Source organism: Microbacterium sp. Root61 (assembly GCF_001427525.1).
Classification (GTDB): domain Bacteria; phylum Actinomycetota; class Actinomycetes; order Actinomycetales; family Microbacteriaceae; genus Microbacterium.
Genome location: NZ_LMGU01000001.1, coordinates 701,617 through 725,402 on the forward strand (window position 1 = coordinate 701,617; position 23,786 = coordinate 725,402).

Genomic DNA, 23,786 nt, shown 5'->3' on the forward strand with positions numbered 1-23,786 from the left:
GGCTCAGTCGGCGCTGGTGACGGACTGGACCGTGCCGTCGGATGCGAGGTTCACCAGCAGCACGTCGTCGGTGGCATCCGGGTCCAGGGCGTATTCGAGTACCGCGAAGGGGTCGGCGCCGCCGTGCTCGTCGGCCAGGATCGTCATGCTCATCAGCTGCAGCGAGCGGATGATGTCGATGTGCGTGTCGCCGGAGATGTCGACGAGCAGCTCCTCGAGCTGGTCGCCGAAGGTGGCCTGCTGCTGCAGCAGGTACTCCGTCACCTCGCTCGTGCGGTCGTCGAGCTCGTTGACCATCGCGTTGCGCGCGGACATGTCCAGCGTCTCGAGGGAGGAGACCATCGCCGCGGCGACGTCGAGCGCCGCCTGGGACACGTCCTCCTGGTCAGGGGCCGTCAGATCGACGGTGACGGATTGGTCACCGAACTCGATGTTCTCCGACCAGAAGATCGATCCGTCGGGTCCGGACTCCAAGAGTCCGAAGAAGTCATGCTCGATCGCCATAGCTCCATGAAACCAGCGGGAGCGCTCGGGCGGTAGTCCACACGGGCGTGTCCCGAAGAAGTCCGGTCAATCGACGAGGGATGCCGCGAACACGTGCGGCGTGAAACCGGTCAGATCGCCGATGCCTTCGCCCTGTCCGAGGAGCTTGACGGGGATGCCGGTCTTCTCCTGCACGGCCAGCACGAACCCGCCCTTGGCGGAGCCGTCGAGCTTGGTCAGCACGAGCCCGGTGACGCCGGCGTGCTCCAGGAACGCCTGCGCCTGCATGACGCCGTTCTGGCCGGTGGTCGCATCCAGCACCAGCAGCACCTCGCTGATCGGCGCTTGCTTCTCGATCACGCGGCGGATCTTGGACAGCTCATCCATCAGCCCGCCCTTGGTGTGCAGGCGACCGGCGGTGTCGATCAGCACGATCTCGGTGCTGGTCTGCTTCGCGTACTCGATCGTCTGGAACGCGACGGACGCCGGATCCTGGCCTTCGTGCTGCGGACGCACGATCGCGGCACCGCCCCGCTCGGCCCACGTCGCGAGCTGGTCGACTGCCGCGGCACGGAAGGTGTCGGCGGCACCGACGACGACGGTGCGATCGAAGCGTTGCAGGAACTTGGCGAATTTGCCGATCGTGGTGGTCTTGCCGACGCCGTTGACGCCGACGACGAGCACGACGGCGGGGCGTTCGGTCAGCCGCAGCGTGGTGTCGAACTTCGCGAAGTGCTCCTCGAGCGCTTCCTTCAGCATCCGCTGCAGGTCGCGAGGATCTGTCGTGCGATACCGCTCGACCTTCTCGCGCAGCTCCTCGATCAGCCGCTCGGTGATGTCCGGGCCGAAGTCCGCGGTCAGCAAGGCGGTCTCCATGTCGTCCCACGTCGTCTCATCGATGGTGGGTTTGGTGAAGATGCCGCGCAGCGCGCGACCGAGAGACCAGGAGCTTTCAGCCATGAGTAGAGCCTACGAGGCCACGCGGTCGCCGACGCGCTGACCGACGACGGCGGACACGCCGTCCTGACGCATCGAGACGCCGTAGAGGGCGTCGGCGATCTCCATCGTGCGCTTCTGGTGCGTGATCACGATGAGCTGGCTGCTCTCGCGCAACTGCTCGAAGACGCCGAGCAGGCGACCGAGGTTGGCATCGTCCAGCGCCGCCTCGACCTCGTCCAGGATGTAGAAGGGGCTCGGCCGCGCCTTGAAGATGGCCGTCAGCAACGCGACGGCCGCGAGCGAGCGCTCGCCACCCGACAGCAGTGAGAGACGCTCGATCTTCTTGCCGACGGGGCGGACCATGACCTCGATGCCGGTCGTCAGCGGCGAGTCGGGGTTGGTCAGCGAGATGCTGCCGGTGCCGCCCGGGAACAGGATCGGGAACACCTCGCCGAACGCCACGCGGGTGTCCTCGAACGCCGCGAGGAAGATGACCTGCATTCGTTCGTCGAGCTCCTCGATGATCGTGAGGAGGTCCTTGCGCGTCTGGGTGAGATCGCCGAGCTGCTCGGTGAGGAACTTGTGCCGCTGCTCCAGCGCGGCGAACTCCTCGAGGGCTAGCGGGTTCACCCGCCCGAGCTGGCCGAGCTTGCGCTCGGCGTCTTGCAGGCGCTTGCGCTGAGCGGCGCGATCGAACGGAACGGACGCCGCAGCCGCGTCGTCCTCGACGACCTCGTCTCCTGGGATCGCCTGGTCCGGGCCGTATTCCGAAATGAGAATATCTTCCTCGAGCCCGAGTTCGGAGGCCACCCGTTCCAGCAGGCTCGTCACGTGCAGGCGCTTCTCGTGGATCTTCAGCTCGAGGCCGTGCACGCTCTCGGTGAGTCCGGCCAGGCGCTCGCGCACGGCCGCTTCCTGCCGGCGCAGCTCGGTGAGTTCGGCGGTGACGGCGCTGCGTGCGGACTCCGCAGTGGCCAGTTCGACCTTTGCTTGCGTCACCGACCGGTCGACCGAGTCCATGAGCGCCGGCAGCTGCGCGACCACGTCGGCGGCGACCTCGCGCTGCAGACGACGGATGACGGCACGACGTGCGGCCTCCTCGGCCGCAGCCCGCTCCCGCTCGCGCTGCCGCTCCAGCGACACGACGCGCGCCTCGCCGGCGCGCACCCGCTCCTTGAGCGTCTCGACGTCCAGACGGGCGCGCATCTCGTCATCGCGAGCCGCCTCCAGCGCCTCGAGCATGCCGTCTCGCGCGGACGCGTCGAGCATCGGCCGCGGAGCCTCCATAGCCGCGGACAGCCGGTCCCCGGCGACCCGGGCAGCACCCTCGGCCTCCTCGACCGCCGCCTGAGCCTGCCGGAGCCCGGCCTCCAGGCGCTCGCACTCGGCGATGGCCGCCTCGTGCCGCACGGTGGCGCGGTTGACCTGCTCCGCGTGCGCGGCCAGCGCCGCATCGTGGGCGCGCAGCGATTCGAGCGACGCCTTCGTGCGCTGGCGTGATGTCGCGAGCTCGCGGACGCGGGCCTCGAGCTCTTCGCGCAGTGCATCGGCGATGACCGCGACCTCGGCGAGGCGCTCGGTGGCGGCATCCCGTTCTGCGACGAGTTCGAGTCGCGAGCGGCCCGAGCCGGAGCCGGCGCGCAGCGTGTATTCGGTGCAGACTTCGCCGGCACGCGTCACGATCGTCACCGGTCCGCCGAGCTCGGCGTTGGCGAGGGCCGGACCGGCTGCCACGGCCGCTGACAGATCGTCGGCGATGGCCACGTACGACAGCACGCCGAGCACGCCTTCGGGGGCCGTGACGACCTCGCGCGCGGGTGTGATGCCGGCGAGAACCGGGAACGACGGACGCATCATGCCGGCGCCGGCGATGACCATGTCGACCACGCCGAGGTCTCCCCCACGCACGTTGTCGGCCAGCGCCACGGCGTCGCCACGCCCTTCGACGAGTACGCCTTCCGCCAGCGAGCCGAGCACGGCTGCGATCGCCACCTCGTACCCCGGCTTGACCTGCACGGAGTCACTGACGAGGCCCCGGATGCCGGCACCGCCGCGTGCGATCAGTTCGGTGGCGCCGTTCTTGACGTCCAGCGCGCGGCCCAGCGCCTTCGTCTGGGCGGTGAGAGCCTCATGCTCGCGCTCGGCGGCATGCAGCCTGTCGCGCAGCGCGCCGACCGCGGCCTCGGTCTCGGTAGCCTCGCGCTGCGCGCGGTCGTAGGCCGCCGCATGCTCCGCGGACGACTCCTCGGGGACCAGATCGGGATCCAGTCCCGCCAGTGTCTCCGCGGCCTCGGCGCGTCGCGTGAGCGCCGCCTCGAGCGCGCGCTCCTGCCGCTCGACAGCGGTACGGACGGCGGCGAGAGCGGATGCCGCGGCCTCCGCCGTTCCACGCAGTGCGGTCAGCTTCATGTCGTGTTCGGACACGAGGGCGCTCTGCGCGGCGATGTCTGTGTCCAGCGCATCCAGTTCGGCACGTGCACGCACGACGTCGCGCATGGCGGCGGCCGCCGCATCCTGCGCCTCGCCGAGCCCGGCACCGATCTCATCGATGTCCGCGCGCGCTTCGTCGATCGTGGCCTGTGAGACGGTCGCGTGCTCGATGCCCGCGTCGTCGTCGACGCCCAGCAGCGCCAACCGCTGCCCGGCGAGTGTGAACAGCCCGCGGAGGCGCTCCTGAACCCGCTCCAGCGCGAATGCGGTGCCGCGCGCGGCATCGACGACTTCGGAGCGTTGTTCGGATTCGAGCTTCTCGACGCGGAGCTTCTGGTTCTCGGCCTGGTCCTGCAGCACCAGACGCTCGGAGTGGCGTTCCTGCTCGCTGCGCGCGTGGGCGTCGAGCTCGCCGCGCAGTCGCACCAACTCGTCGGCGAACAGCCGCGCCTTCGCATCACGGACGACGGCGGCGATCGTGGCGGCCTCGCGCGCGATCTCGGCCTGGCGACCGAGCGGCTTGAGCTGGCGGCGCAGCTCTCCGGCGAGGTCGCTGAGGCGCGTGAGGTTCGCCTCCATCGCGTCCAGCTTGCGGAGGGTCTTCTCCTTGCGGCGGCGATGCTTCAGGATGCCGGCGGCTTCTTCGATGAAGCCGCGGCGATCTTCCGGCGACGCCTGCAGCACGCTGTCCAGGCGCCCCTGGCCGACGATCACGTGCATCTCGCGGCCGAGTCCGGAGTCACTCAGCAGCTCCTGCACGTCCAGCAGACGACATGTGTCGCCGTTGATCGCGTACTCACTGGCGCCATTGCGGAACAGCGTGCGGCTGATCGTCACTTCGGAGTAGTCGATCGGCAGTGCGCCGTCCGCGTTGTCGATCGTCAGCTGCACCTCGGCGCGGCCCAGCGGGCCGCGGGTCGCGGTACCGGCGAAGATGACGTCCTCCATCTTGCCGCCGCGGAGCGTCTTCGCGCCCTGCTCCCCCATCACCCAGGCGAGAGCGTCCACGACGTTCGACTTGCCCGAGCCGTTGGGTCCGACGATCGCGGTGACGCCGGGCTCGAAAGCGAACGTGGTCGGCTGCGCGAACGACTTGAACCCTTTGAGCGTCACGCTCTTCAGGTGCATGGATGCGCCTTTCGCCCCGGTCGATTACCGCACTACGCTACCTGAACTCTGCCCGCGGTCCGCGGAGGCAGACCGTGATCCGGGGTCTCCGCACCCACGAACACGCCCGGGTTTCCGTCATTTCTGAGAAATGGCTTGACGTGCGCCGGCCCAGCGGACTAACGTGAGTCTCCGCGTCTGAAGTCGAAAGGAGGTTACCGATGATGCTTATGAACACGACCGGCACTACGCCGAACACCCGTGCGCCCTTTGCTCCGGTGACCCTGTCCTTCGGCGCATTCACGCCCGTCGCCATCTAACGGCTTCTAGGGAGAACTCTGCCTTCGGGCGGGTTCCGCACCTGGCCGCTTCCGGCTTCGGACCGCGCTGCTCCCTTTCCGCGAGCATCCCTCTGCGAGCACTCTCGCCTGCCGCGCCACCGCGCGCCGCCGCCCATTCGGGCACCTTCCCACACACCCCCACTCGAAAGAGACCATCATGAATGACACCTTGATGCCCGTCCGGTCTCTCGACCTGGACAGGCACGAAGCCCTCGCCGCCGCCTCGACCGACAGCGTGCGTCTTGCACTCGTCGATCGTCTGTCGCTGCGGCTCGGACTCTGGCTGCTGCTGCGGGGCGCCCGCAGCCTCGACCGGACACGCGACCACGACAGTCGCGCGAATGATCTCGCCGCGGCATCCGCCCGCACTGCGCGAGAGCAGGCAGCACAACGCGAACACCTCCTCCGGGCGGTGCGCGCATGACCTCGGTCACCCGGCGTTCCGGGGCCCTCACCGGCCCCGGAACGCCCCCACCCACCAATTCCGCATCCGCTGAAGGAACACCGATGAGCACTCCGCCTGCAGACCTTGAACTGCGACTCCTCACCATGCCGGCCTCCGTCGACGCGGCCGATGCCGCCGACTTCCTCGAGATGGTGCGCGTGCGCAACCTCGTCTACGCCGAGATCAACGGCAACGAGGACGAGAGCATCGCACCCGACGAACTCCTGCCCGCCTTCCGCCCGGACCAGTACGAGCTGCGGTTCGTCTGGCTCGCGGTGCTCGACGGCGCGGTCGTCGGTCGTATCGGTGTCGACATACCGCTCGAAGAAGGCTCTCGCGTCGTGTTCTGGCGCATCGAGCTGCTGCGCTCGTCATGGGGTCGCGGCATCGGCACGGCCGCGTACGAACTCGTCGAGCGTGTCGCCCGTGAGCACGACCGCACCGTGCTGCAGTCCTGGGCGACGCATCCGGATGCTCCCGGACCGCGGATCGCACCGCCGACGGGGTTCGGGACCATTCCCGAGGATCACGCGGCCCGGTTCTACCTGCGCAACGGGTACTCCCTCGAGCAGGTCGAGCGCATGAGCGCGCTCGATCTCGCGGAGGCCCAGGAGCGGTTGACCGCCTTGCTCGCCGAGGCGCGCGCCGCGTCCACGGACTACCGCGTCGTGCAGTGGTTCGCGCCGACGCCGCCCGAGTACATCGAGGGCTATGCGTGGATGAAGTCGCGCATGATCACGGACGCCCCTGCGGCCGCGATGGAGTTCGACGAGGAGGTGTGGGATGCCGCACGCCTCGCGCGCCACGACTCGATGTACACGGACGTCGGCCGCACCCTGCAGGTCACGGCCGCGCAGCACGTCGAGACCGGTGCGCTCGTCGCGTTCAACGAGCTCGTGATCGGCAAGGACCGCACGACGGCGACCGCACAGGAGGACACCCTCGTGCTGAAGGAGCACCGCGGCCATCGACTGGGACTGCTCGTCAAGTGCGCCGGACTCGCCGCATGGCACGAGGTCGCACCGGAATCCCCGCGCGTGATCACCTACAACGCCGAGGAGAACCGACCCATGCTGGACATCAACGAGACCATCGGCTTCGTGCCGGTTGCCTACAACGGAGCTTGGAAGAAGACACTGTCATGACCACCCACACCGCGACGGCGTTTCGCATCGTGCCTCTCGCCGTCCCCGCATCGCTCGACAGCCCCGACGCGCGACCGTTCCGGGACCTGAACGCGCTCGACAACCTGGTGTGTCGACGCGACGCAGGCCACGACTACTTCCGCAGCGCCCCCGAGGAGAGCCTCCCCGGCTGGCAGGACCAGACCGACAACACGCGGCTCGGGTACCTGGCGTACCGGGACGACGAGATCGTCGGCGCGGTCAGCATCACGCTGCCGAACGAAGAGGGCACCAAGACCCTCGAGTTCGACCTGTTCCCGCATCCCGACCACTGGAACGAGGGCATCGAAGACGCGCTGCTCGACATTGTGGAGGACGTCGCCGCCGAGCGGGGACGCCCGATCGCCCAGACCTGGACGCTGCACCGCGGCGACGCCGCCGGAGACATGCTCCCGTCGCCGACCGGGTACGGACGCATTCCCGCGCACGACCGGCAGACCGAGTTCTTCCTCCGCCGCGGGTTCACGTTCGCACAGACCGAGCGCAACAGCGTGTTCGACCTGCACGGGTCGTTCGATCTGGTCGAACGCATGCTGGCCGAGTCCTTGGCGATCGCGGGACCCGATTATCGCGTGGTGACGTGGACCGCGCCCACCCCGGCCGAATACGCCGCGGGGTACGCCTATGTGCTGTCACGGATGGCAACCGACGTCCCGAGCGGTGACATGGTGTTCGAAGAGGAGACGTGGGATGCCGCACGCGTGGCGCGCCGCGACGAGCGTCTGCTCAAGGGCGGTCACACCGTCTCGGTCGCCGCGGTGGAACACGTGCCTACGGGTATCCTCGCCGCCTTCAACGAACTCGTCATCGCGGGCGATCCCGCTGGGGCGACGCACCAGTACGGCACACTCGCCCTGAAGGAGCACCGCGGGCATCGCCTCGGCACGATCGTCAAGTGCGCGAACCTGCTGCGCTGGCGCGAGATCGCACCCGAGTCGCCGCGCGTGTCGACGTTCAACGCCGAGGAGAACCGGCACATGCTCGACATCAACGAGGCGATCGGCTTCGTACCGGCGTCCTACGCCGGCGCATGGAAGAAGGTGCTGGATGCGTGATTCCGTGGCGCTGGGCGAGTTGCTGCTCAGCCCCATCATGGTGCCGGATGACGCGGCCGATCCCGCTGCCGACGACTTCCGCGCGGCTGTCGAGGTGCGCAACCGCGTCGGTGCGGCCGTGCGGGGCGACGATTCGATCGACGTGACGCCGGCGCAATCCCTGCCGCACTGGAAGAGCGCCGACGAAGAGGTGCATGGCTGGATCGTGCGCAGTCAGGACGCGCTGGCCGGAAGGCTCATGATGTACGTGCCCCTCGAGGAGGGATCGCGCCGGGTGCAGATCCGCGTCGAGATCCTTCCCGATTTCCAGGGGCAGGGCTTCGGCCGGCGCGTGCTCGCCTTCGCGGAGGACCGCGCGCGCGAGCGCGGCCGGAGCATCCTGCAGGGTTGGACCGACCACGTCCCCTCCTCCGGGGAGCCCGTCGTCGCTCGAACCGGGTTCGGTGCGGTCCCCACGGACGCCAGCTCCGCCCTTCTCTCGCACTGCGGCTACGATCTGGAGCAGGTTTACCGGATCAGCACACTCGATCTCGATGCGCCGGCCGAGGCACTGCGGCGCATGGGCGAGGACGCCGTGCGCGCATCGACCGGCTATCGGTACGTGTCGTGGACGGCGCCGACGCCGGACGAGTGGATCGACGACTACGCGTGGATGAAGTCGCGCATGTCGACGGATGCCCCCGCGGGCGACAGCGTCGTCGACGAGGAGGCGTGGGATGCCGAGCGCGTGCGCCGGATGGAGTCGATGACGCTCACCAGCGGCATGGCGACACTCGTCGGCGCGGCGCAGCACGCGGAATCCGGTCGACTGGTGGCGTTCACCGAGCTCGTCTCGATGCGCGTCCCGGGAAAACCCATCGACCAGAACGACACCCTCGTCCTGTCGGAGCATCGCGGCCATCGTCTGGGCGCGCTCGTCAAGACGCAGACGCTGCTGCTCGCCGCGACCGCGTTCCCCGAGGGGCGCCGGATCGTGACGGGGAACGCCGAGGAGAACCGCCCGATGCTCGCCATCAACGAGGCGATGGGCTTCACTCCGACGCGCTATGCGGGCGAGTGGCAGAAGCGGATCGACTGAGCGCCGGTCACGCCGTCCGCGGCATCCGCTGGCAGTGCGCGCAGTAGTGACTGGAGCGATTCATGAAGGATGCCCGCACGATCGGACGACCGCACCGAGGGCACGGCTGACCGGTTCTGCCGTAGGCGTTCAGCGAGTGCGCGAAGTACCCGGCCTCGCCATTGACATTGACGTACTGCGCGTCGAAGCTGGTGCCGCCCTCGGCCAGCGCCTTCTCCAGCACGGCACGCACTTCTGTCAGGAGGCGATTCACTGCACGCGTGGACAGCGACTGCGCCGGAGTCTCGGGATGGATGCGGGCTGCCCACAGCGCCTCATCGGCATAGATGTTCCCCACGCCGCTGATGGTCGACTGGTCCAGGAGGACGCGCTTGACCGCGGAGTTCTTGCGGCTGAGCGCCTGGCGGAACAACGCATCGTCGAAGGCGGGATCGAGCGGATCGCGGGCGATGTGCGCCACCTGGTGCGGCGTGGACGGCGCACTCGAGCCGTAGCCACCGGCCGCGCCGTCCAGCGTGGGCTGCAGCGGATCCACCGCGAGCGAGCCGAACGTGCGCTGGTCGGCGAAGACCACCGAAAGGTCTCCGTGATCGGGATGCGCGATGTCGAGCCGGATCCGTTCGTGCCGTTCCGGAGCGGCACCGGGTGCGCGCAGCAGCAGCTGCCCGCTCATGCCCAGGTGAGCCACGATGGCCGCGGTCGGGTCGCCGGAATCCTCGGACAGCGGCATCCAGAGGAATTTGCCCCGCCGCGCGGCGGCCGCGATGCGTCGTCCGGTCAGGACCGCCTCGAAGTGGGCGCCGGATCCAAGATGTCGCGTGAGCGCACGCTCGTCCCACACGGTCACGCCGAGGATCGTCGCCCCGGAGACGGCCGGTTCGAGGCCGGCGCGGACGACCTCGACCTCGGGAAGTTCGGGCACGACTGGGCCTAGAAGTCGTCGTTGCTGATCATGTGCCAGGCGCGCAGCGCAGCGGCCATCTCGGCCTGCTTCTTGCTGGAACCCGTGCCCTCTGCCGACACCTCGCCCACCGAGACCGTGGCGGTGAAGCGACGATCGTGATCGGGGCCGGCCGAGATCACGGAGTACACCGGCGGCGTGGCACCGGTGCGCGCGGCCAGCTCTTGAAGGCTCGTCTTGGGGTCCATGGCGGCACCGTGGCGCTCGGGGTCAGCCAGCAGCGGCTCGACCAGGCGCAGCACCATCGCGGTGGCGGCATCCGGGCCGGCGGAGAGGAAGGTGGCCCCGATGACGGCTTCCATCGTGTCGGCGAGGATCGAGTCCTTGTCGCGCCCGCCGGTCTGGTCCTCGCCGCGGCCGAGCAGGACATGATCGCCCAGGCCGATGCCGCGCGCGACCTCGGCCAGCGCGACGGTGGACACGACGCTGGCGCGACGCTTGGCCAGCGCGCCCTCTTCGAGCTCCGGGTGCGCGGTGAACAGGCGCACCGTCACGGCCTGGCCGAGCACCGAATCCCCGAGGAACTCGAGTCGCTCGTTGTGCGGAACCTGCCCGTGCTCATAGGCGTACGAGCGATGCGTGAGCGCCAGCGACAGAAGCTCGGGGTCGATCTCGACCCCGAGCTTGTCGGTGAGGACTGAACGCCTCGATGTGACGTCGGTCACGATTGTCCGCGAAGAGCGGATCAGACGTCGGCGACCTTGCGGCCCTTGTACTCGAGGAACAGCTCAGTGCCCTGCGAGTCGGTGACAACCTTGGCCTGGTGCGGACGGCTGTAGACGACGGTGCCGTTCTCGATGGTCTTCACCAGCGCGATGGGCGCGGCCTTCCACTGCGCGCGACGCGAGCGAGTGTTCGAGCGCGAGACTTTCCGCTTGGGGGGGTTACCTGCCATGACTGACTCTCTTCTGTGTTCTCGGCGATACGGTTCCGGCCCTACGGGCGCGAAGCTGTGTCGTCGTGGTCTGTGGTGTATTCCTGGAGCGCAGCCCACCTGCTATCAGTGGGTTCGCGCTGGTCTGCGCCGGAGGTATCGGTCAGCCGCACGCCCGTAGCCGGATCCAGGCCGGGGCAATCCGGCTGACACACCGGCTGAAACGGAAGCGACAAGACGATCGCGTCTCTGACCAGAGTTTCAAGATCCACGTGGTCGTCTTGAACCTCGAAGTCAGATGTTTCATCTCCAGGATACGCGAAAAGCTCCTGAAACTCGACTTTGAGGGGCATGTCGATGTCGTTGAGGCACCGACCGCAGACTCCGGTGTACGAGGTGTGCACGGTCCCCGACACGAGCATGCCCTCGTGGACCGACTCGATGCGCACGTCGAGATCGACCTGCTCGCCCTCGGCCACAGCCACGAGGCCCTCGCCCCACTTCTGGTCGGCCGTGAGGTCGAGCGTGTGCTCCCGCATCTCTCCGGGGTGTCGAATGATGTCGCGCACGTTCAGCGCGAAGGGTCCTGGTCGATGCCGTCTCACGAGGGTCAATCGTACCGGCGTTCAGCCGTGCGAAGCCCGTGAGCGCGCCGCAGCGCCTCAGAGGCTGCGGGCACCCGTGTCGAGGAATCGCGCCACGGCGGGCGGCACGAACGGCGACACATCGCCGCCGAGCGACGCCACCTGGCGCACCAGCGAGCTCGAGACGAGCGCGTGCGACGGGTCCGGCAGGAGGAACACGGTCTCGATGTGCGCGAGATGACGGTTCACGATCGCCATCGGCGTTTCGTAGGCGACGTCGATCTGTGAGCGGATGCCCTTCACCAGGACGCCGGCTCCGACATCCGTCGCGTAGTCCACCAGCAGCCCCATGCTCCAGGACGCGACGATGACCTCGCCCTCGATGTCGGTCTCGGCGAGAGACTGCTCCAGCAGCGCGAGACGCTGCGCGATCGGCAGCATCGCCTCTTTACCGGGGTTGTGCACGACGAGCACATGGAGCTGGTCGTACAGCGAGGCCGCACGGCGGATCACATCGAGGTGACCGAGGGTCGGAGGATCGAATGACCCCGGGACGACGGCGATCCGGCTGCTCATGCTGCCAGCCTACCGAGGCTCCGAGGGTGTGCGCGCACACCGGACGCGGCGCGACACGAACGGCTCAGTTCTTCGCGAGCGCGGCGCGCTCCTGCATGCCCACGCGGCGCTCGATGGCGGCGGCGAGGCCGGCGTGGCGCAGCAGTGCCGGGTCATCCTCCAGGACGAGCTCCGCCTCGGCGCGGGCCTCGGCGATGATGTCGGCATCCTTGACCACCCGCAGCAGTCGCAGTGACGACCGCGCTCCGGACTGCGCGTCGCCGAGCACGTCGCCCTCGCCGCGCAGTTCGAGATCGACCTCGGCCAGGACGAAGCCGTCGGTCGTCGAGGCGACCGCATCCACGCGCGAGCGCGCCGACGTGCCCACCGTCGCCTCGGTGACGAGCAGGCAGAGCCCCGGTACGCCGCCACGGCCGACGCGGCCGCGGAGCTGATGCAGCTGCGACACGCCGAAGCGGTCCGCCTCCAGGATCGCCATCGTCGAGGCGTTGGGCACGTCGACCCCGACCTCGACCACGGTCGTGGCCACGAGCACGTCGATGTCGCCGCGGGCGAATGCCTGCATGACGGCGTCCTTCTCGTCCGACGGCATCTTGCCGTGCAGGATCTCGACGCGGATCTGTGCGAACGCCGGATGCCGCGACAGCATGTCGGCCGCCTGCACCACTCCCCAGCGGGTCTTCGCGGTCTCGCCCTCAGTCGCGGGCACCGGCTCGTCGGCGGTGTCGTCCTTGGTCGCCGCCTCGGCATCGATCGCAGCACAGACCACGAAGGCCTGATGGCCTTTGCCGACCTCTTCGGCGATGCGGTCCCACACCCGCGCGAACCACGCCGGCTTCTCGGCCAGCGGCGCGACGAAGGTCTGGATGCCGGCCCTCCCTGCGGGCAGGGTGCGGATGGTGGACACGTCGAGGTCGCCGAAGACCGTCATCGCGACGGTCCGCGGAATCGGGGTGGCCGTCAGGACCAGCGCGTGCGGGGCCATGCCCTTGGCGCGCAGCAGTTCGCGCTGCTCGACGCCGAAGCGATGCTGCTCGTCGACGACGACCAGGCCGAGATCGGCGAAGGTCGTCGATTCGCTCAGCAGCGCATGGGTTCCCACGACGATATGGGCCTGCCCGGAGGCCGCGCGCAACGCCGCCTTGCGTCGCTCCGCCGCGGTGAGTTGCCCGGTCAGCAGGATGGGCATCAACTCGGGCGCCAGCTGCGGACCGAGCATCTTCGCGATCGAGCGGACGTGCTGCGCGGCGAGCACCTCGGTCGGCGCGATGAGCGCGGACTGTCCGCCGGACTCGGCGACCTGGAGCATGGCGCGGAGCGCGACGAGCGTCTTGCCGGAGCCCACCTCCCCCTGCACGAGCCGGTTCATCGGCCAATCCGCGACCATGTCCTTGGCGATCTGATCCCCCACCGAGACCTGATCCTGCGTGCGCGTGAAGGGGAGGATGGCGTCGAAGCGCGCGAGCAGTCCGCCGTCGGAGGCGGGTCGCGCCGTCGCGGACAGCGCCCGCACGAACTGGCGCTGCTGCAGGAGCGCCGCCTGCAGTACGAAGGCCTCGTGCATGCGCAACGTCGCCCGGGCGGGCTCGATCTCGTCGGGGAACGCAGGACGGTGCACCCGTTCGATCGCGACGCGCGCCTCGAGCAGGCCGTGGCGCTCCCGGAAGGCGTCGGGCAGTGGATCGGGCACCTCGCCGAGGCCGTCCAGCACCAAGTGCACGATCTTCGTGAACTGCCAGCTCGCCACGGTGCTCGTGGCGGGATAGATCGGGATGGGCAGATTCGCGTACGCCTCCGCGTTGAGGCGCGCCTCCGCTTCGTCTTCGAACAGCTCATAGTCGGGGTGGGCGAGCTGCTTGGCGCCGCGGTACTCCCCCACTTTTCCGGAGAAGATGCCGCGGCGCCCCGCGTGCAGGTCTTTGAGGCGCCAGGACTGATTGAAGAACGTCAGCGAGAGCTCCCCCTGGCCGTCGCTGATGACGACCTCCAGCAGCGAGCCCTTGCGGTTCTGCATCCGGCGCTCCGACGCGCGACGCACCTCGGCGACGATCGTGACGGGTTCGCCCACCGGCAACGAGGAGATCGGCGTCAGCTCGCCGCGCAGCGCGTACCGCCGCGGGTAGTGGGCGACGAGGTCTCCGACGGTGTGCATGCCGAACGCGCGCTGCAGGGCGGAGGCCGTCTTGCCGCCGACGGCCCCGTCCAGGCGCGATTCAAGGGTGAAGCCCGGCATGCCTCCGAGTCTAGGCAGAGCGGGCGACACCTGTTGTCGGCACGCACTCAGCGGTCAGGCCCTACGGTAGGACGATGATCCGACGGTTCCTCTCCCGCGCCTATTGGGCGTGCAGCCGTTGGACGCTCTCGTCCACGCCCGCACCCCGCACTCCTACGATCCTCATCGGCGCGCCGCACACCTCGAACTGGGACTTCGTCCTGATGCTCGCGATCGCGTGGCGACTCGACATGCGGGTCCGCTGGCTGGGCAAGTCGAGCCTGTTCCGCGGATGGCGCGGACCGCTCATGCGCGGACTCGGCGGCATCCCCGTCGACCGAGACAACCCCGCGAGCGTCGTCGGCGACGTCGTCGCCCGAATCCGCGCCGGTGAGGTGTTCGGACTCGTCGTCACCCCGGAGGGCACACGCAGCTCGGGCAAGTACTGGAAGTCCGGCTTCTACCGCATCGCCCGCGAGGCCGGACTGCCGCTCACGCTCGGCTACGTCGATCGCACCACGATGACGACCGGGCTGGGGCCGACCATCGACCTCACCGGCGATGTCTCCGCCGACATGGATCGGGTGCGCGCGTTCTACGCCGACAAGTCGGGGATGCGCCCCGAGTACCGTACCGAAGCGCGCCTGCGCGAGGAGGATGCGGCCGCGGCTGCATCCTGAATCGAGCCGCTAGCCCCAGATCTGCTGGGCGATGTCCGAGAGGAACGCCCGAGCGTTGCGGTTGACGCTGCCCAGGAAGATCCACACGCCGTCGCGGGCGACGACCATCTCCTCGGTGTCTGCGCCGTCCCCCGGAAGCACGCAGAAGTCCGCGCCGAAGTCGTCCGAGACCGAGCATGTGTAGCCGAGCGCGGCGAGGCTGTCGACACCTGCCGTCACCTCGGCCGGAGTGGCGGTGCTGATCAGCAGCAGCACTCCCGCGCTCTCCTCGATGATCCAGTCGCAGCCCAGCGCGAGCGTGGCGTTGGCCGGTGCCGGACGCACGAACCCGACGCCATCGCCCTGCAGGGTCATGTCGCCGACGGTCTCCTCCCGCACGGCGTCGGTCCCGAGGGTCGTGCAGTCGGTCGGCAGGACCGCGGGCGCGGCCGAGGGCTCCTCCGGCGTGACGGACTCGGCCGGCGTCGGGGCGGCGGAGGCCGTCGGCGGCGCGGACGTGGTGGGCGAGGTCTCGGGCGATCCACCGCACGCGCTCAGCGCGAGCGTGAGCAACACGGCGGCGGAGGTGATCGCGATGGTGCGACGGCGGTGCATGGACATGAGCGCCCCTTTCTGGCTCACGAGGTGGATCAGCCCGAGCTTAGGGGTGGCGCGGAACGCACGACCAGCGACCTAGGTCCCCTGGCCACCTATATCGTGAGGGGGTGACACGCATCATCGCCGGCCGCGCGGGCTCCATCACCCTTGAGGTGCCCGACGCCGGCACCCGTCCCACGAGCGACCGGGTTCGAGAATCGCTCTTCGGCGCCCTCGAATCCTCGGACGCGATCCGCGGCGCCGCGGTGCTCGATCTCTACGCCGGATCCGGCGCACTCGGGCTGGAGGCTCTCAGCCGGGGAGCGGCATCCGTCGATCTCGTGGAGAAGTCTCCGCGCGCGGCAACCCTGGTACAGCGCAACGCGGCCAAGGTGGCCCACTCGGTGGGAAAGGATGCCGTCACCCGCGTGCACCGCTCCCCCGTGCTCGCCTTCCTGCGCTCACCGCGCGGACCCTTCGATCTCGTCTTCCTCGACCCTCCGTACGACCTGCCGGACACCGAACTGACCGAGGCGCTCGTCCTGCTCGAGCCCAGTCTCTCGCCACACGCGACCGTCGTGGTCGAGCGCGCGAAGCGGTCGGCGCCGCCGGTCCTGCCCGCCGGACTCGAGCACGTGAAGCTCAAGAAGTACGGCGATACGACGTTGTGGTGGGTCAGCCCGACCCCTCAGGCGTAGTCGCCGGCTCAGCCGCCGTGCGCGTCCCAGTCCCGGTACGGATCCCAACCGCCGCGACCGGTCGGCTCGACGCCGTCGACGAGCAGCGGCGCGCCGGATGACACGGCGACGCGGCCGATCGGTCGGAAGCCCTCCGGCAACGCCATCGTCGCGGGGAAGGTCGCGAGCAGCGCGTGATCCTCGCCGCCGGACAGCGCCGCGGCAGGGTCCGACCCGAGTGCCGCGCTGTCGAGCTCGATGGTGACTCCGGATGCCCCGGCCATGCGCTGTGCGTCCAAAGCCAGCCCGTCGGACACGTCCATGAGCGCCGTGGCACCGGCGTCCGCCGCGCGCGGGCCGAGTGCGATCGGCGGATGCGGTCGCAACTGGGCGCGCACGAAGGCGGAATCCGCGGGGTCGAGCGTGCCGGGCGCAACGGGAATCGGATCGTTCGCGGCATCCCGGAACCGTCCGAAGAGGATCTCGAGGCCGCGCGCCGCGCACCCGAGGTCACCCGCGATCGCCACAACATCGCCTGGTCGTGCGCCGCTCCGCAGCACCGGCGCACGACCGTCGAGCGAGCCGAGCGCGGTGATCGCGATGGTCAGGGTGTCGGAGACGGTGAGGTCGCCGCCCTCGACGCGACAGCCGGGCGCCAGGGCATCGCAGGCGGCACGGAGACCCTCGGCCAACCCCGTGACGAACGAGAGCCGGGTGTCGTCGGGCATCGCCAGAGCCACGAGCAGTGCGATCGGGCGAGCGCCCATGGCGGCGACGTCTGCGAGGTTGACCGCCGCCGACTTCCATCCGAGGTCGAAGGCACCCGACCAGGCAAGACGGAAGTCGGGCCCGTGCACCAGCGTGTCGGTGGTGGCGACCACTCTGCCGTCCGGCATCGCGATCACGGCGGCGTCATCGCCCGGCCCGACCAGCGCAGTCGACTCGCCGAACGCCTCGAGGATGCGTCGCAGGATCTCGCCCTCCGACAGGCTGCCCACGGTCGGGTCGGCGGGTGCACTCATGACTCCCACCGTAGCCGGATGGGCCGATCCTCCGAGCAGGCGCGGGTAGCCTGGAGGGGTGCTTCGCAATCGTCGTCCCCTCGCCGCCGCGCTCCTGATCCTCGCTGCACTCGGCGTCAGCGGGTGCTCCACGACGGTCTCGATGACGCCCGCGGCCGACGCCAACGATCCCCTCTGCGCCGAGGTCACCGTGCGCCTTCCCGACTCGGTCGACGGCCAGGATCGGCAGTGGACGGACGCACAGGCCACCGGGGCGTGGGGTTCCCCCGCGGCCGTCCTGCTGACGTGCGGCGTCACGCCTCCGGGCCCGTCCACGCTCCCGTGCGAGACCGTGAACGGGGTCGACTGGCTGATCGACGGTTCGGATGCGCCGAACTACCTGTTCACGACGTACGGGCGCACGCCTGCCGTCGAGGTCTACCTCGACTACGACGTCGTCTCCGGCAACGAGTCGCTGCAGGCGCTGAGCAGCGCGGTGGGCACACTGCCGGCTGACGGCGGCAAGTGCACCGACCGTCCGGCCCCGTAGCCGCGACGCTGTGCTGTCCGAACAGCGCTATGGCTTGGCCCACGCGCGATAGCGAGCTCGATTAGCCTCGGAGAGACGCCGCGCCTCGCGTGGAATCCCACGTCCTCTGTGCCCGACGAGGGTGTCCACCCCAGGAGTTCCGCATGCGCCCCGGTTCTGCGACGCTCGCCTCCACGAATGCGCGCCGGTCCCTGGGGCTCGCGCTGTCGGTCGTCATCCTGGCGGCCACGGTGGTGGCCAGCATCCTGGTCGGAGCCCGCGGGATCTCGGTGCTGACGGTGTGGGAGACGCTCTTCGCCTTCAACGGATCGACGGAGCACCTCATCGTGTGGGAGTTGCGGATCCCGCGCACCGTCGTCGGCCTCCTGGTCGGACCGGCGCTCGGGCTCGCCGGCGCCCTCATCCAGGCGTTCACGCGCAATCCCCTCGCCGACCCCGGAATCCTGGGGGTGAATGCGGGCGCCGGGTTCTTCGTCACCATCGCGATCGGGCTCCTCGGCATCACCGATCCGCGAGGATACGTCTGGTTCGCCCTGTTGGGCGCCGCCGTCGTGACGGTGCTCGTGTACCTGATCGGTTCCACCGGCCCGGGTCAGGCCACCCCGATCAGGCTCACACTCGCCGGCGTCGCCCTGGCCGCGGTACTCGGTGGAGTCGCCTCCGGAGTCAGCCTGAAGTTCCCCGACGTGTTCGACAGCATGCGCTTCTGGGGCGCCGGTTCCATCGGCGGCCGCGACCTGGAGGTCGTCGCGGCGATGGCTCCCTTCATCCTCGCCGGGATCGCTCTTGCGCTGTGGAGCGCGCGATCGCTCAACGCACTCGCCCTGGGCGACGACGTGGGACGGATGCTGGGCGCCCACGTCGCATTGACCCGAGCGGCCGTCGTGGTCTCGGTGACCCTCCTGGCAGGGACCGCCACAGCCCTCGCCGGGCCCATCGCGTTCGTGGGGCTCATGATTCCTCACATGGTGCGCTGGTTCGTCGGCCCCGATCAACGCTGGATCCTGGCCTACAGCCTCGTGTGGGCGCCGATTCTGATCCTCGTTTCCGACATCGTGGGCCGGGTGCTGCTGCCGAGCGGCGAGCTGCGCGTCGGGCTCGTCACTGCAGCCGTCGGGGCTCCGGTTTTGATCGTGCTCGCCCGACGCAAGAGCGTGAGCGGACTGTGAGGGCGACGTCGGCAGGCACCTGGCTCGTGCGCCTCGACCACCCGCAGCTGTCGCTCCGATTGCACCGACGGTCGATCTGGGTCGGTCTCGCCATCGGACTGCTCGTGCTCGTCGCGGGGGTCGCCACACTCTCGACCGGCACCTCCGACACTCCGCTCGCCGACGTCCTGGCCGCCCTAGTCGGCAGCGGCGATGCCCGGACGAACATGCTGGTGATCGAGTGGCGCCTTCCTCGCCTGCTCTTCGCGACCGTGTGCGGAGCAGCACTCGGTCTCAGCGGCGCTGTGTTCCAGTCGCTCACCCGGAACCCATTGGGCAGTCCCGATGTCATCGGCTTCTCGGCGGGGTCCTACTTCGGCGCACTCGTCGTGATGCTTCTCTTCGGCAGCCTCCGCTATTGGGAGGTCGCGACCGGAGCGCTGCTCGGCGGCATCGCCACCGCGATCGTCGTCTACGCGCTGTCGTATCGGGGCGGCGTGCACGGATTCCGCCTCATCATCATGGGGATCGGCGTCACTGCGGTGATCGGCTCCTTCAACTCCTACCTGTTGCTCACGTCAGCCCTGCCGGACGCCATGGTCGCCGCCTCCTGGGGCGCGGGTTCTCTGAGCGGGCTGGCGTTCGACCAGTTCTGGCCCATGCTGATCGTGTTCGTGGTCTTGGTGCCACTGGCCATCGCGCTCGGCCCGAGTCTTCGCCAGCTCGAGCTCGGGGACGACACCGCGCGCGCTCTGGGGCTGCGCGCCGAACCCGCACGCCTCGCCGCCATCGTGATCGGAGTCGCCCTCATCGCACTCGTGACTGCCGCCGCAGGCCCGATCGCCTTCATCGCGCTCGCCGCCCCGCAGGTCGCCAAGAGGTTGACCAAGACCTCCGGAATCGGACTCCTCCCCGCCGCGCTGACCGGGGCGCTGCTGCTGGTGGTCGCCGATCTGATCGCGATCCGCATTGCTCTGCCGGTGGGAGTGGTCACGGTCTCGATCGGCGGCGGCTACCTGCTCTGGCTCCTCATCCGCGAATTCAAAGGGAAGGCCCGATGAGCCTCGACACCGCAGCATCCCGTCTCGAAGCACGTGGGGCGACGATCGGGTATGACAAGCGCGTCATCTCGTCCGGGCTCGACGTGGTGATCCCCGCGGACTCCTTCACCGTGATCATCGGACCCAATGCGTGCGGCAAGTCGACCCTGCTCCGGGCGATGGCACGACTGCTCCCGACATCGGAGGGACAGGTACTGCTGGACGGGAAGCAGATCACGACCTATCGCGCCAAGGACGTCGCCCGCACGCTGGGATTGCTGCCTCAGACATCGCTGGCGCCAGACGGGATCACCGTGGCCGATCTCGTCGCACGCGGCCGCTACCCGCACCAGCGGCTGCTGCAGCAATGGTCGAAACACGATCAGGATGCCGTGGCCACCGCTCTGGAGCTCACGCACCTCGAGCCGCTCTCCGATCGCCTCGTCGACGAGCTCTCCGGCGGTCAGCGTCAGCGGGTGTGGATCGCAATGGCACTCGCACAGCAGACCTCGATCATGCTGCTGGATGAGCCGACCACGTTCCTGGACATCGCGCATCAGATCGAACTCATGGAGCTGTTCTCCACCCTTCACCGCGAGGGCCGCACCCTCGTCGCCGTGCTGCACGACCTGAACCACGCCGCGCGCTACGCCACACACCTCATCGCCATGCGCGACGGTGCCGTCGTCGCGGAGGGTGCACCGGAGGACATTGTCACCGTCGACATGGTGCGCGCCGTATTCGGCATCGAGTCGGTGATCATCCCCGACCCGATCACGGGTCGGCCACTCGTGGTGCCCCGCGGGAACGCCTGACCGCCTGCCTCTAGTAAGGTTAGCCTTACATAATGAGGCGACTCCCCGACGCCTCGCTCGAGGCAGCGGAAGGAACGGCTCTGACGATCACTGCGACACGCGAGATCCACGCCGTCGTGGACCCCGGGTTACACCTCAGCACGAGCGTCTTCGCCACTGACAGCGCCATCGGGTGGATTCCCCACGCCCATCGCGAGCACGAACTGCTGTGGGTCGACCGCGGCTCCGTACGTGTACGCGTACAGTCCCGCGTCTGGCGGCTCTCACTCGGACTGGCCTTGTGGATCCCGGCCGGGATGATCCATCGGGTCACCGCCGACGGCCCGGTCTCGCTCGGAGCCACCCACATCAATCCGTCGTCCTGCGCCCGAGCGTGGGAGAGTCCGACGCTCATGACGGTGACGCCGGCGATGCGCGAGCTGCTCCTGCACGAGGCGCAGCACGACATGCCCGACGAGCACCGCGCTCGTGCACAGCAAGTGTGCATCGATCTCCTCACCCCGGCATCAGAGCACAACAGCGCTCTCATCGTGCCTGCCGATGACCGCGTCGCACGCCTCGTCGAAGAGGTCCTCCGCCATCCTCGTGACGCCCGCTCGCTCGAGGACTGGGCCGTCATGCTCAACATCAGCGCACGCACGCTGACCCGCATCTTCTCCGCAGAGACGCAGATGAGCTTCGTTCAGTGGCGCATCGCGGTCCGCATGCGAGAAGCCGTCTCGTTGCTGATGAGCGGTTGGGGCGTGCAACAGGTGAGCCGTCATCTCGGCTACGCCTCGGTCAGCACGTTCGTGGCGACATTCCGCCGCGTGATCGGGGTGACGCCGGGCGTGATCGCCGACCGTTCGCAGCCCTCCTTGACGACGGTGTCCCGATAGGCACACGGTGCGACCGCCTGAGCGAGGAGCACGCTCGTAGCGTTGTTCGCAGGCCACGTCCGCGCAGTTCTCGCGGACGGATCGTGCCTCGCCCATCACTCGCTCCGCTCAGGAAGCGATCAGACAAGAGGATCCATCGATGACCGACCTTGCCCGCCTCCCCCACCGTCGCGCACGTCACGCTGTCGCGATCGTCGCCGCCGTGTCGCTGGGGTTGACGCTCACCGCATGCAGCGCGCCTGCGGCGCAAAACACCCCCAGCGCAGTCGTCGAATCGCTGATTCCGGTAGAAGACGGCGCCTATCCCACGACGATCGAGCACGCATTCGGCGAAGCCGTCATCACCGAAGAACCGAAGCGCATCGTGACTATCGGCATCGGCTCCGAAGACACGGTCATCGCGCTCGGTGTCGTGCCTGTCGCCGTGCCCGACGAGACATGGGCCGGCGATGAAGACGGCTACCTGCCCTGGGTGCGCGAGGCCGTCGACGAGATCGGCGGTGCGCTGCCTGAGACTCTCACCGTCTCGGACACCGGGGAGATGGACTTCGAACAGATCCTCGACCTCGCCCCCGACCTGATCCTCGCCCCCTACTCGGGAATCACCGAGACCGACTACGACCGGTTGGCGTCCATCGCGACGACCGTCGCGTACGCCGATGAGGCGTGGGGAACCACCTCCTGGCAGGATCAGGCGGACATCATCGGGCAGGCGCTCGGGCGTCCCGCCGCCACCGAGGAACTCATCGAAGCGGCGGAGGCTTCTCTCGCCGACGCTGCGGCGGCGCATCCGGAGTTCGAGGGCAAGACGTTCGCCTACGGCATGGCTCTTGCGGAAGGCAGCACGGAACTCGCGTTCTATGACTCGAAGGATGGCCGCATCGCACTGACCGAGCAGCTCGGGCTCGTCGTCTCCCCCGCCGTCGCCGCCATCAGCGCCAACCGGCCCGCCGACGTCTGGTACGGCGCCGTGAGCCTCGAGAAGCTCGACGAGGTCGACTCGGATGTCTTCATCGCATGGGGAGACGACCAGGCGCAGGTGGATGCGAGCCTGGCCAATCCGCTGTTGGCGCAGTGGTCGCCGATCGCCTCGGGCAGTGACATCTGGATCACCGACCGCAAACTCGCTCGTGCGACGACGAGCGTCAGCATCCTGAATATGGACTGGGTGCTCGAGAACTACGTGCCGCTGCTGGCGGGTGCCGTCGCCGAGTAGCGCAACGAAGGGGCCGCGCGATCCGGAAGGTTCGGATCACGCGGCCCCTCCTTGTTCATTCAGTGCACGTGATCGTGCTCGTGCGTGTGATCGTGATCAAGAACGCGCTCGTCCTGCTCGAAGTGGCCGGTGTGCCCGGACGTCCAATACCCGACGGCGATGTGACGTCGGCGATCCATGCGGAGGACCGTGCGCAGATGACGGCGGACCTGCCGGCTCGCGGCGGCCTCGCACGCGATCCAGGCATACTCCAGCGATGCGGGTGGAGTCCATGATTCGATGGTCGCCGGAAGTGCACTGTGCGAGAGCCCGAGACCGGTCCCGATCAGCCACGTGATATCCAGGTCGGCAGCACTGTCGAAGGACTGGCGATCTCCCTCCTCGGCGACTTCGACGAACACCTGCGCCGTCGTCCCCGAGTGGAGGCCCTCCACGATGCGCCCGAGCCCCGGCAGACCAGTGGCGTCCGCCACCAACAACTGCCGTGAGGCCGTCACGGGTGGCGCGTAGTACGACCGAGACTCATCGACGGAGAAGACGCCCAACACGTGGCCCGGCTCGGCTCGGCCCGCCCAATCCGATGCGAATCCGCCGTCGTGGATGACGAAATCGACATCGATTCGGGCGCCAGCGAGGTCCACGGCGCGCACGGTGTAGTGACGCCAGACGGGCTCGTCGGGGCCTGTTGAGGTGCCGTAGTCGGCGCGGTTGAAGAAGGCGATGTCGGCGTGAGTCTCACCCCGTCGGGGAAAGGCGAGATCGATCTTCTCGTCTCCTCGACCCGTCGTCGGCCACCTCCACTCTCCGATCGCCTCCAGCCGGACGCGGATCATGTGCGGGGTGAGTCGGCGGACGTCGATGACGCGCGCGGGGTCGCAGAAGGCCATGCATCGACGCTATCCGCGTAGGGCCGATCCGGGCGGACAGCCCGTAGCT

24 protein-coding genes are annotated in these 23,786 nt (G+C 68.9%); 12 read left to right on the forward strand and 12 right to left on the reverse strand.

Annotation, left to right across the window (positions count from 1 at the left end):
* Positions 1–3 precede the first annotated feature (3 nt).
* The 3 genes from ASD65_RS03405 to smc form a co-directional block, all read right to left on the reverse strand.
* Entirely contained in the window at positions 4–504 is a 501-nt protein-coding gene (locus tag ASD65_RS03405) for a DUF2004 domain-containing protein (RefSeq protein ID WP_056218516.1), read from the reverse strand.
* Positions 505–570: 66 nt separating this feature from the next.
* Positions 571–1,443 carry a signal recognition particle-docking protein FtsY gene (gene ftsY, locus ASD65_RS03410; protein WP_056218517.1) on the reverse strand — a complete coding sequence of 291 codons (873 nt, stop codon included), beginning with the start codon at positions 1,441–1,443 and terminating at the stop codon, positions 571–573.
* A 9-nt stretch (positions 1,444–1,452) separates the two neighbouring features.
* Entirely contained in the window at positions 1,453–4,980 is a 3,528-nt protein-coding gene (gene smc / locus ASD65_RS03415) for a chromosome segregation protein SMC (RefSeq protein ID WP_056218520.1), read from the reverse strand.
* A 477-nt stretch (positions 4,981–5,457) separates the two neighbouring features.
* Between smc and ASD65_RS03420 the strand changes: the two genes are divergently transcribed.
* From ASD65_RS03420 to ASD65_RS03435, 4 genes are all read left to right on the forward strand, one after another.
* A complete protein-coding gene (locus ASD65_RS03420) occupies positions 5,458–5,724 on the forward strand; it encodes a hypothetical protein (protein WP_056218523.1) in 267 nt (88 codons plus the stop codon).
* An 83-nt stretch (positions 5,725–5,807) separates the two neighbouring features.
* Positions 5,808–6,890, forward strand: coding sequence for a GNAT family N-acetyltransferase (locus ASD65_RS03425; protein WP_056218531.1), 1,083 nt, complete (start codon positions 5,808–5,810; stop codon positions 6,888–6,890).
* Positions 6,887–7,984: a GNAT family N-acetyltransferase gene (locus ASD65_RS03430; protein ID WP_056218534.1), complete on the forward strand. Its 1,098-nt coding sequence runs from the start codon at positions 6,887–6,889 to the stop codon at positions 7,982–7,984. Before ASD65_RS03425 ends, ASD65_RS03430 begins: the two co-directional genes overlap by 4 nt.
* The gene (locus ASD65_RS03435) at positions 7,977–9,062 is read left to right on the forward strand and encodes a GNAT family N-acetyltransferase (protein ID WP_056218537.1); all 1,086 of its coding nucleotides are present in this window, start codon (positions 7,977–7,979) and stop codon (positions 9,060–9,062) included. The genes ASD65_RS03430 and ASD65_RS03435 overlap by 8 nt, the downstream gene beginning before the upstream one ends.
* A gap of 7 nt (positions 9,063–9,069) precedes the next feature.
* Here ASD65_RS03435 and mutM read toward each other — a convergent pair whose 3' ends face one another.
* From mutM to ASD65_RS03465, 6 genes are all read right to left on the reverse strand, one after another.
* Positions 9,070–9,984: a bifunctional DNA-formamidopyrimidine glycosylase/DNA-(apurinic or apyrimidinic site) lyase gene (gene mutM, locus ASD65_RS03440; protein ID WP_056218540.1), complete on the reverse strand. Its 915-nt coding sequence runs from the start codon at positions 9,982–9,984 to the stop codon at positions 9,070–9,072.
* 8 nt (positions 9,985–9,992) lie between these two features.
* A complete protein-coding gene (gene rnc / locus ASD65_RS03445) occupies positions 9,993–10,688 on the reverse strand; it encodes a ribonuclease III (protein ID WP_056218544.1) in 696 nt (231 codons plus the stop codon).
* Positions 10,689–10,708: 20 nt separating this feature from the next.
* Complete coding sequence (gene rpmF / locus ASD65_RS03450; RefSeq protein WP_056218546.1) at positions 10,709–10,918, reverse strand: 50S ribosomal protein L32; 210 nt, start codon at positions 10,916–10,918, stop codon at positions 10,709–10,711.
* Positions 10,919–10,959: 41 nt separating this feature from the next.
* Entirely contained in the window at positions 10,960–11,436 is a 477-nt protein-coding gene (locus ASD65_RS03455) for a YceD family protein (RefSeq protein WP_056218549.1), read from the reverse strand.
* A 123-nt stretch (positions 11,437–11,559) separates the two neighbouring features.
* A complete protein-coding gene (gene coaD, locus ASD65_RS03460) occupies positions 11,560–12,057 on the reverse strand; it encodes a pantetheine-phosphate adenylyltransferase (protein WP_056218554.1) in 498 nt (165 codons plus the stop codon).
* A gap of 64 nt (positions 12,058–12,121) precedes the next feature.
* The gene (locus tag ASD65_RS03465; protein WP_056218557.1) at positions 12,122–14,290 is read right to left on the reverse strand and encodes an ATP-dependent DNA helicase RecG; all 2,169 of its coding nucleotides are present in this window, start codon (positions 14,288–14,290) and stop codon (positions 12,122–12,124) included.
* 74 nt (positions 14,291–14,364) lie between these two features.
* On the opposite strand from ASD65_RS03465, the gene ASD65_RS03470 reads away from it, so the two are divergent.
* Positions 14,365–14,949 (forward strand): 1-acyl-sn-glycerol-3-phosphate acyltransferase, encoded by a 585-nt coding sequence (locus tag ASD65_RS03470; RefSeq protein ID WP_056218560.1) that lies wholly within the window; start codon positions 14,365–14,367, stop codon positions 14,947–14,949.
* A gap of 9 nt (positions 14,950–14,958) precedes the next feature.
* Here the strand turns inward: ASD65_RS03470 and ASD65_RS03475 are convergent, their stop codons facing one another.
* Positions 14,959–15,549, reverse strand: a complete 591-nt coding sequence (locus ASD65_RS03475; RefSeq protein WP_056218565.1) for a hypothetical protein — start codon at positions 15,547–15,549, stop codon at positions 14,959–14,961.
* Between the two features lie 104 nt (positions 15,550–15,653).
* Between ASD65_RS03475 and rsmD the strand changes: the two genes are divergently transcribed.
* Positions 15,654–16,223 carry a 16S rRNA (guanine(966)-N(2))-methyltransferase RsmD gene (rsmD, locus tag ASD65_RS03480; RefSeq protein ID WP_056218570.1) on the forward strand — a complete coding sequence of 190 codons (570 nt, stop codon included), beginning with the start codon at positions 15,654–15,656 and terminating at the stop codon, positions 16,221–16,223.
* A gap of 8 nt (positions 16,224–16,231) precedes the next feature.
* On the opposite strand, the gene thiL is transcribed toward rsmD, so the two are convergent.
* Positions 16,232–17,224: a thiamine-phosphate kinase gene (gene thiL / locus ASD65_RS03485; RefSeq protein WP_056218573.1), complete on the reverse strand. Its 993-nt coding sequence runs from the start codon at positions 17,222–17,224 to the stop codon at positions 16,232–16,234.
* A gap of 58 nt (positions 17,225–17,282) precedes the next feature.
* Between thiL and ASD65_RS03490 the strand changes: the two genes are divergently transcribed.
* The 6 genes from ASD65_RS03490 to ASD65_RS03515 all read left to right on the forward strand — a co-directional run bounded on the left by ASD65_RS03490 (position 17,283) and on the right by ASD65_RS03515 (position 22,850).
* Positions 17,283–17,753 carry a DUF3515 domain-containing protein gene (locus tag ASD65_RS03490; RefSeq protein ID WP_056218579.1) on the forward strand — a complete coding sequence of 157 codons (471 nt, stop codon included), beginning with the start codon at positions 17,283–17,285 and terminating at the stop codon, positions 17,751–17,753.
* 143 nt (positions 17,754–17,896) lie between these two features.
* The gene (locus tag ASD65_RS03495; protein WP_056218582.1) at positions 17,897–18,922 is read left to right on the forward strand and encodes an iron chelate uptake ABC transporter family permease subunit; all 1,026 of its coding nucleotides are present in this window, start codon (positions 17,897–17,899) and stop codon (positions 18,920–18,922) included.
* Positions 18,919–19,962: a FecCD family ABC transporter permease gene (locus ASD65_RS03500; protein ID WP_056218585.1), complete on the forward strand. Its 1,044-nt coding sequence runs from the start codon at positions 18,919–18,921 to the stop codon at positions 19,960–19,962. Before ASD65_RS03495 ends, ASD65_RS03500 begins: the two co-directional genes overlap by 4 nt.
* A complete protein-coding gene (locus ASD65_RS03505) occupies positions 19,959–20,756 on the forward strand; it encodes an ABC transporter ATP-binding protein (RefSeq protein WP_056218587.1) in 798 nt (265 codons plus the stop codon). The genes ASD65_RS03500 and ASD65_RS03505 overlap by 4 nt, the downstream gene beginning before the upstream one ends.
* 32 nt (positions 20,757–20,788) lie before the next feature.
* Positions 20,789–21,634: a helix-turn-helix transcriptional regulator gene (locus ASD65_RS03510; protein WP_082561555.1), complete on the forward strand. Its 846-nt coding sequence runs from the start codon at positions 20,789–20,791 to the stop codon at positions 21,632–21,634.
* A 139-nt stretch (positions 21,635–21,773) separates the two neighbouring features.
* Positions 21,774–22,850, forward strand: a complete 1,077-nt coding sequence (locus ASD65_RS03515) for an ABC transporter substrate-binding protein (RefSeq protein WP_056218590.1) — start codon at positions 21,774–21,776, stop codon at positions 22,848–22,850.
* Positions 22,851–22,909: 59 nt separating this feature from the next.
* On the opposite strand, the gene ASD65_RS03520 is transcribed toward ASD65_RS03515, so the two are convergent.
* Positions 22,910–23,737 carry a siderophore-interacting protein gene (locus ASD65_RS03520; protein ID WP_056218593.1) on the reverse strand — a complete coding sequence of 276 codons (828 nt, stop codon included), beginning with the start codon at positions 23,735–23,737 and terminating at the stop codon, positions 22,910–22,912.
* Positions 23,738–23,786 lie beyond the last annotated feature (49 nt).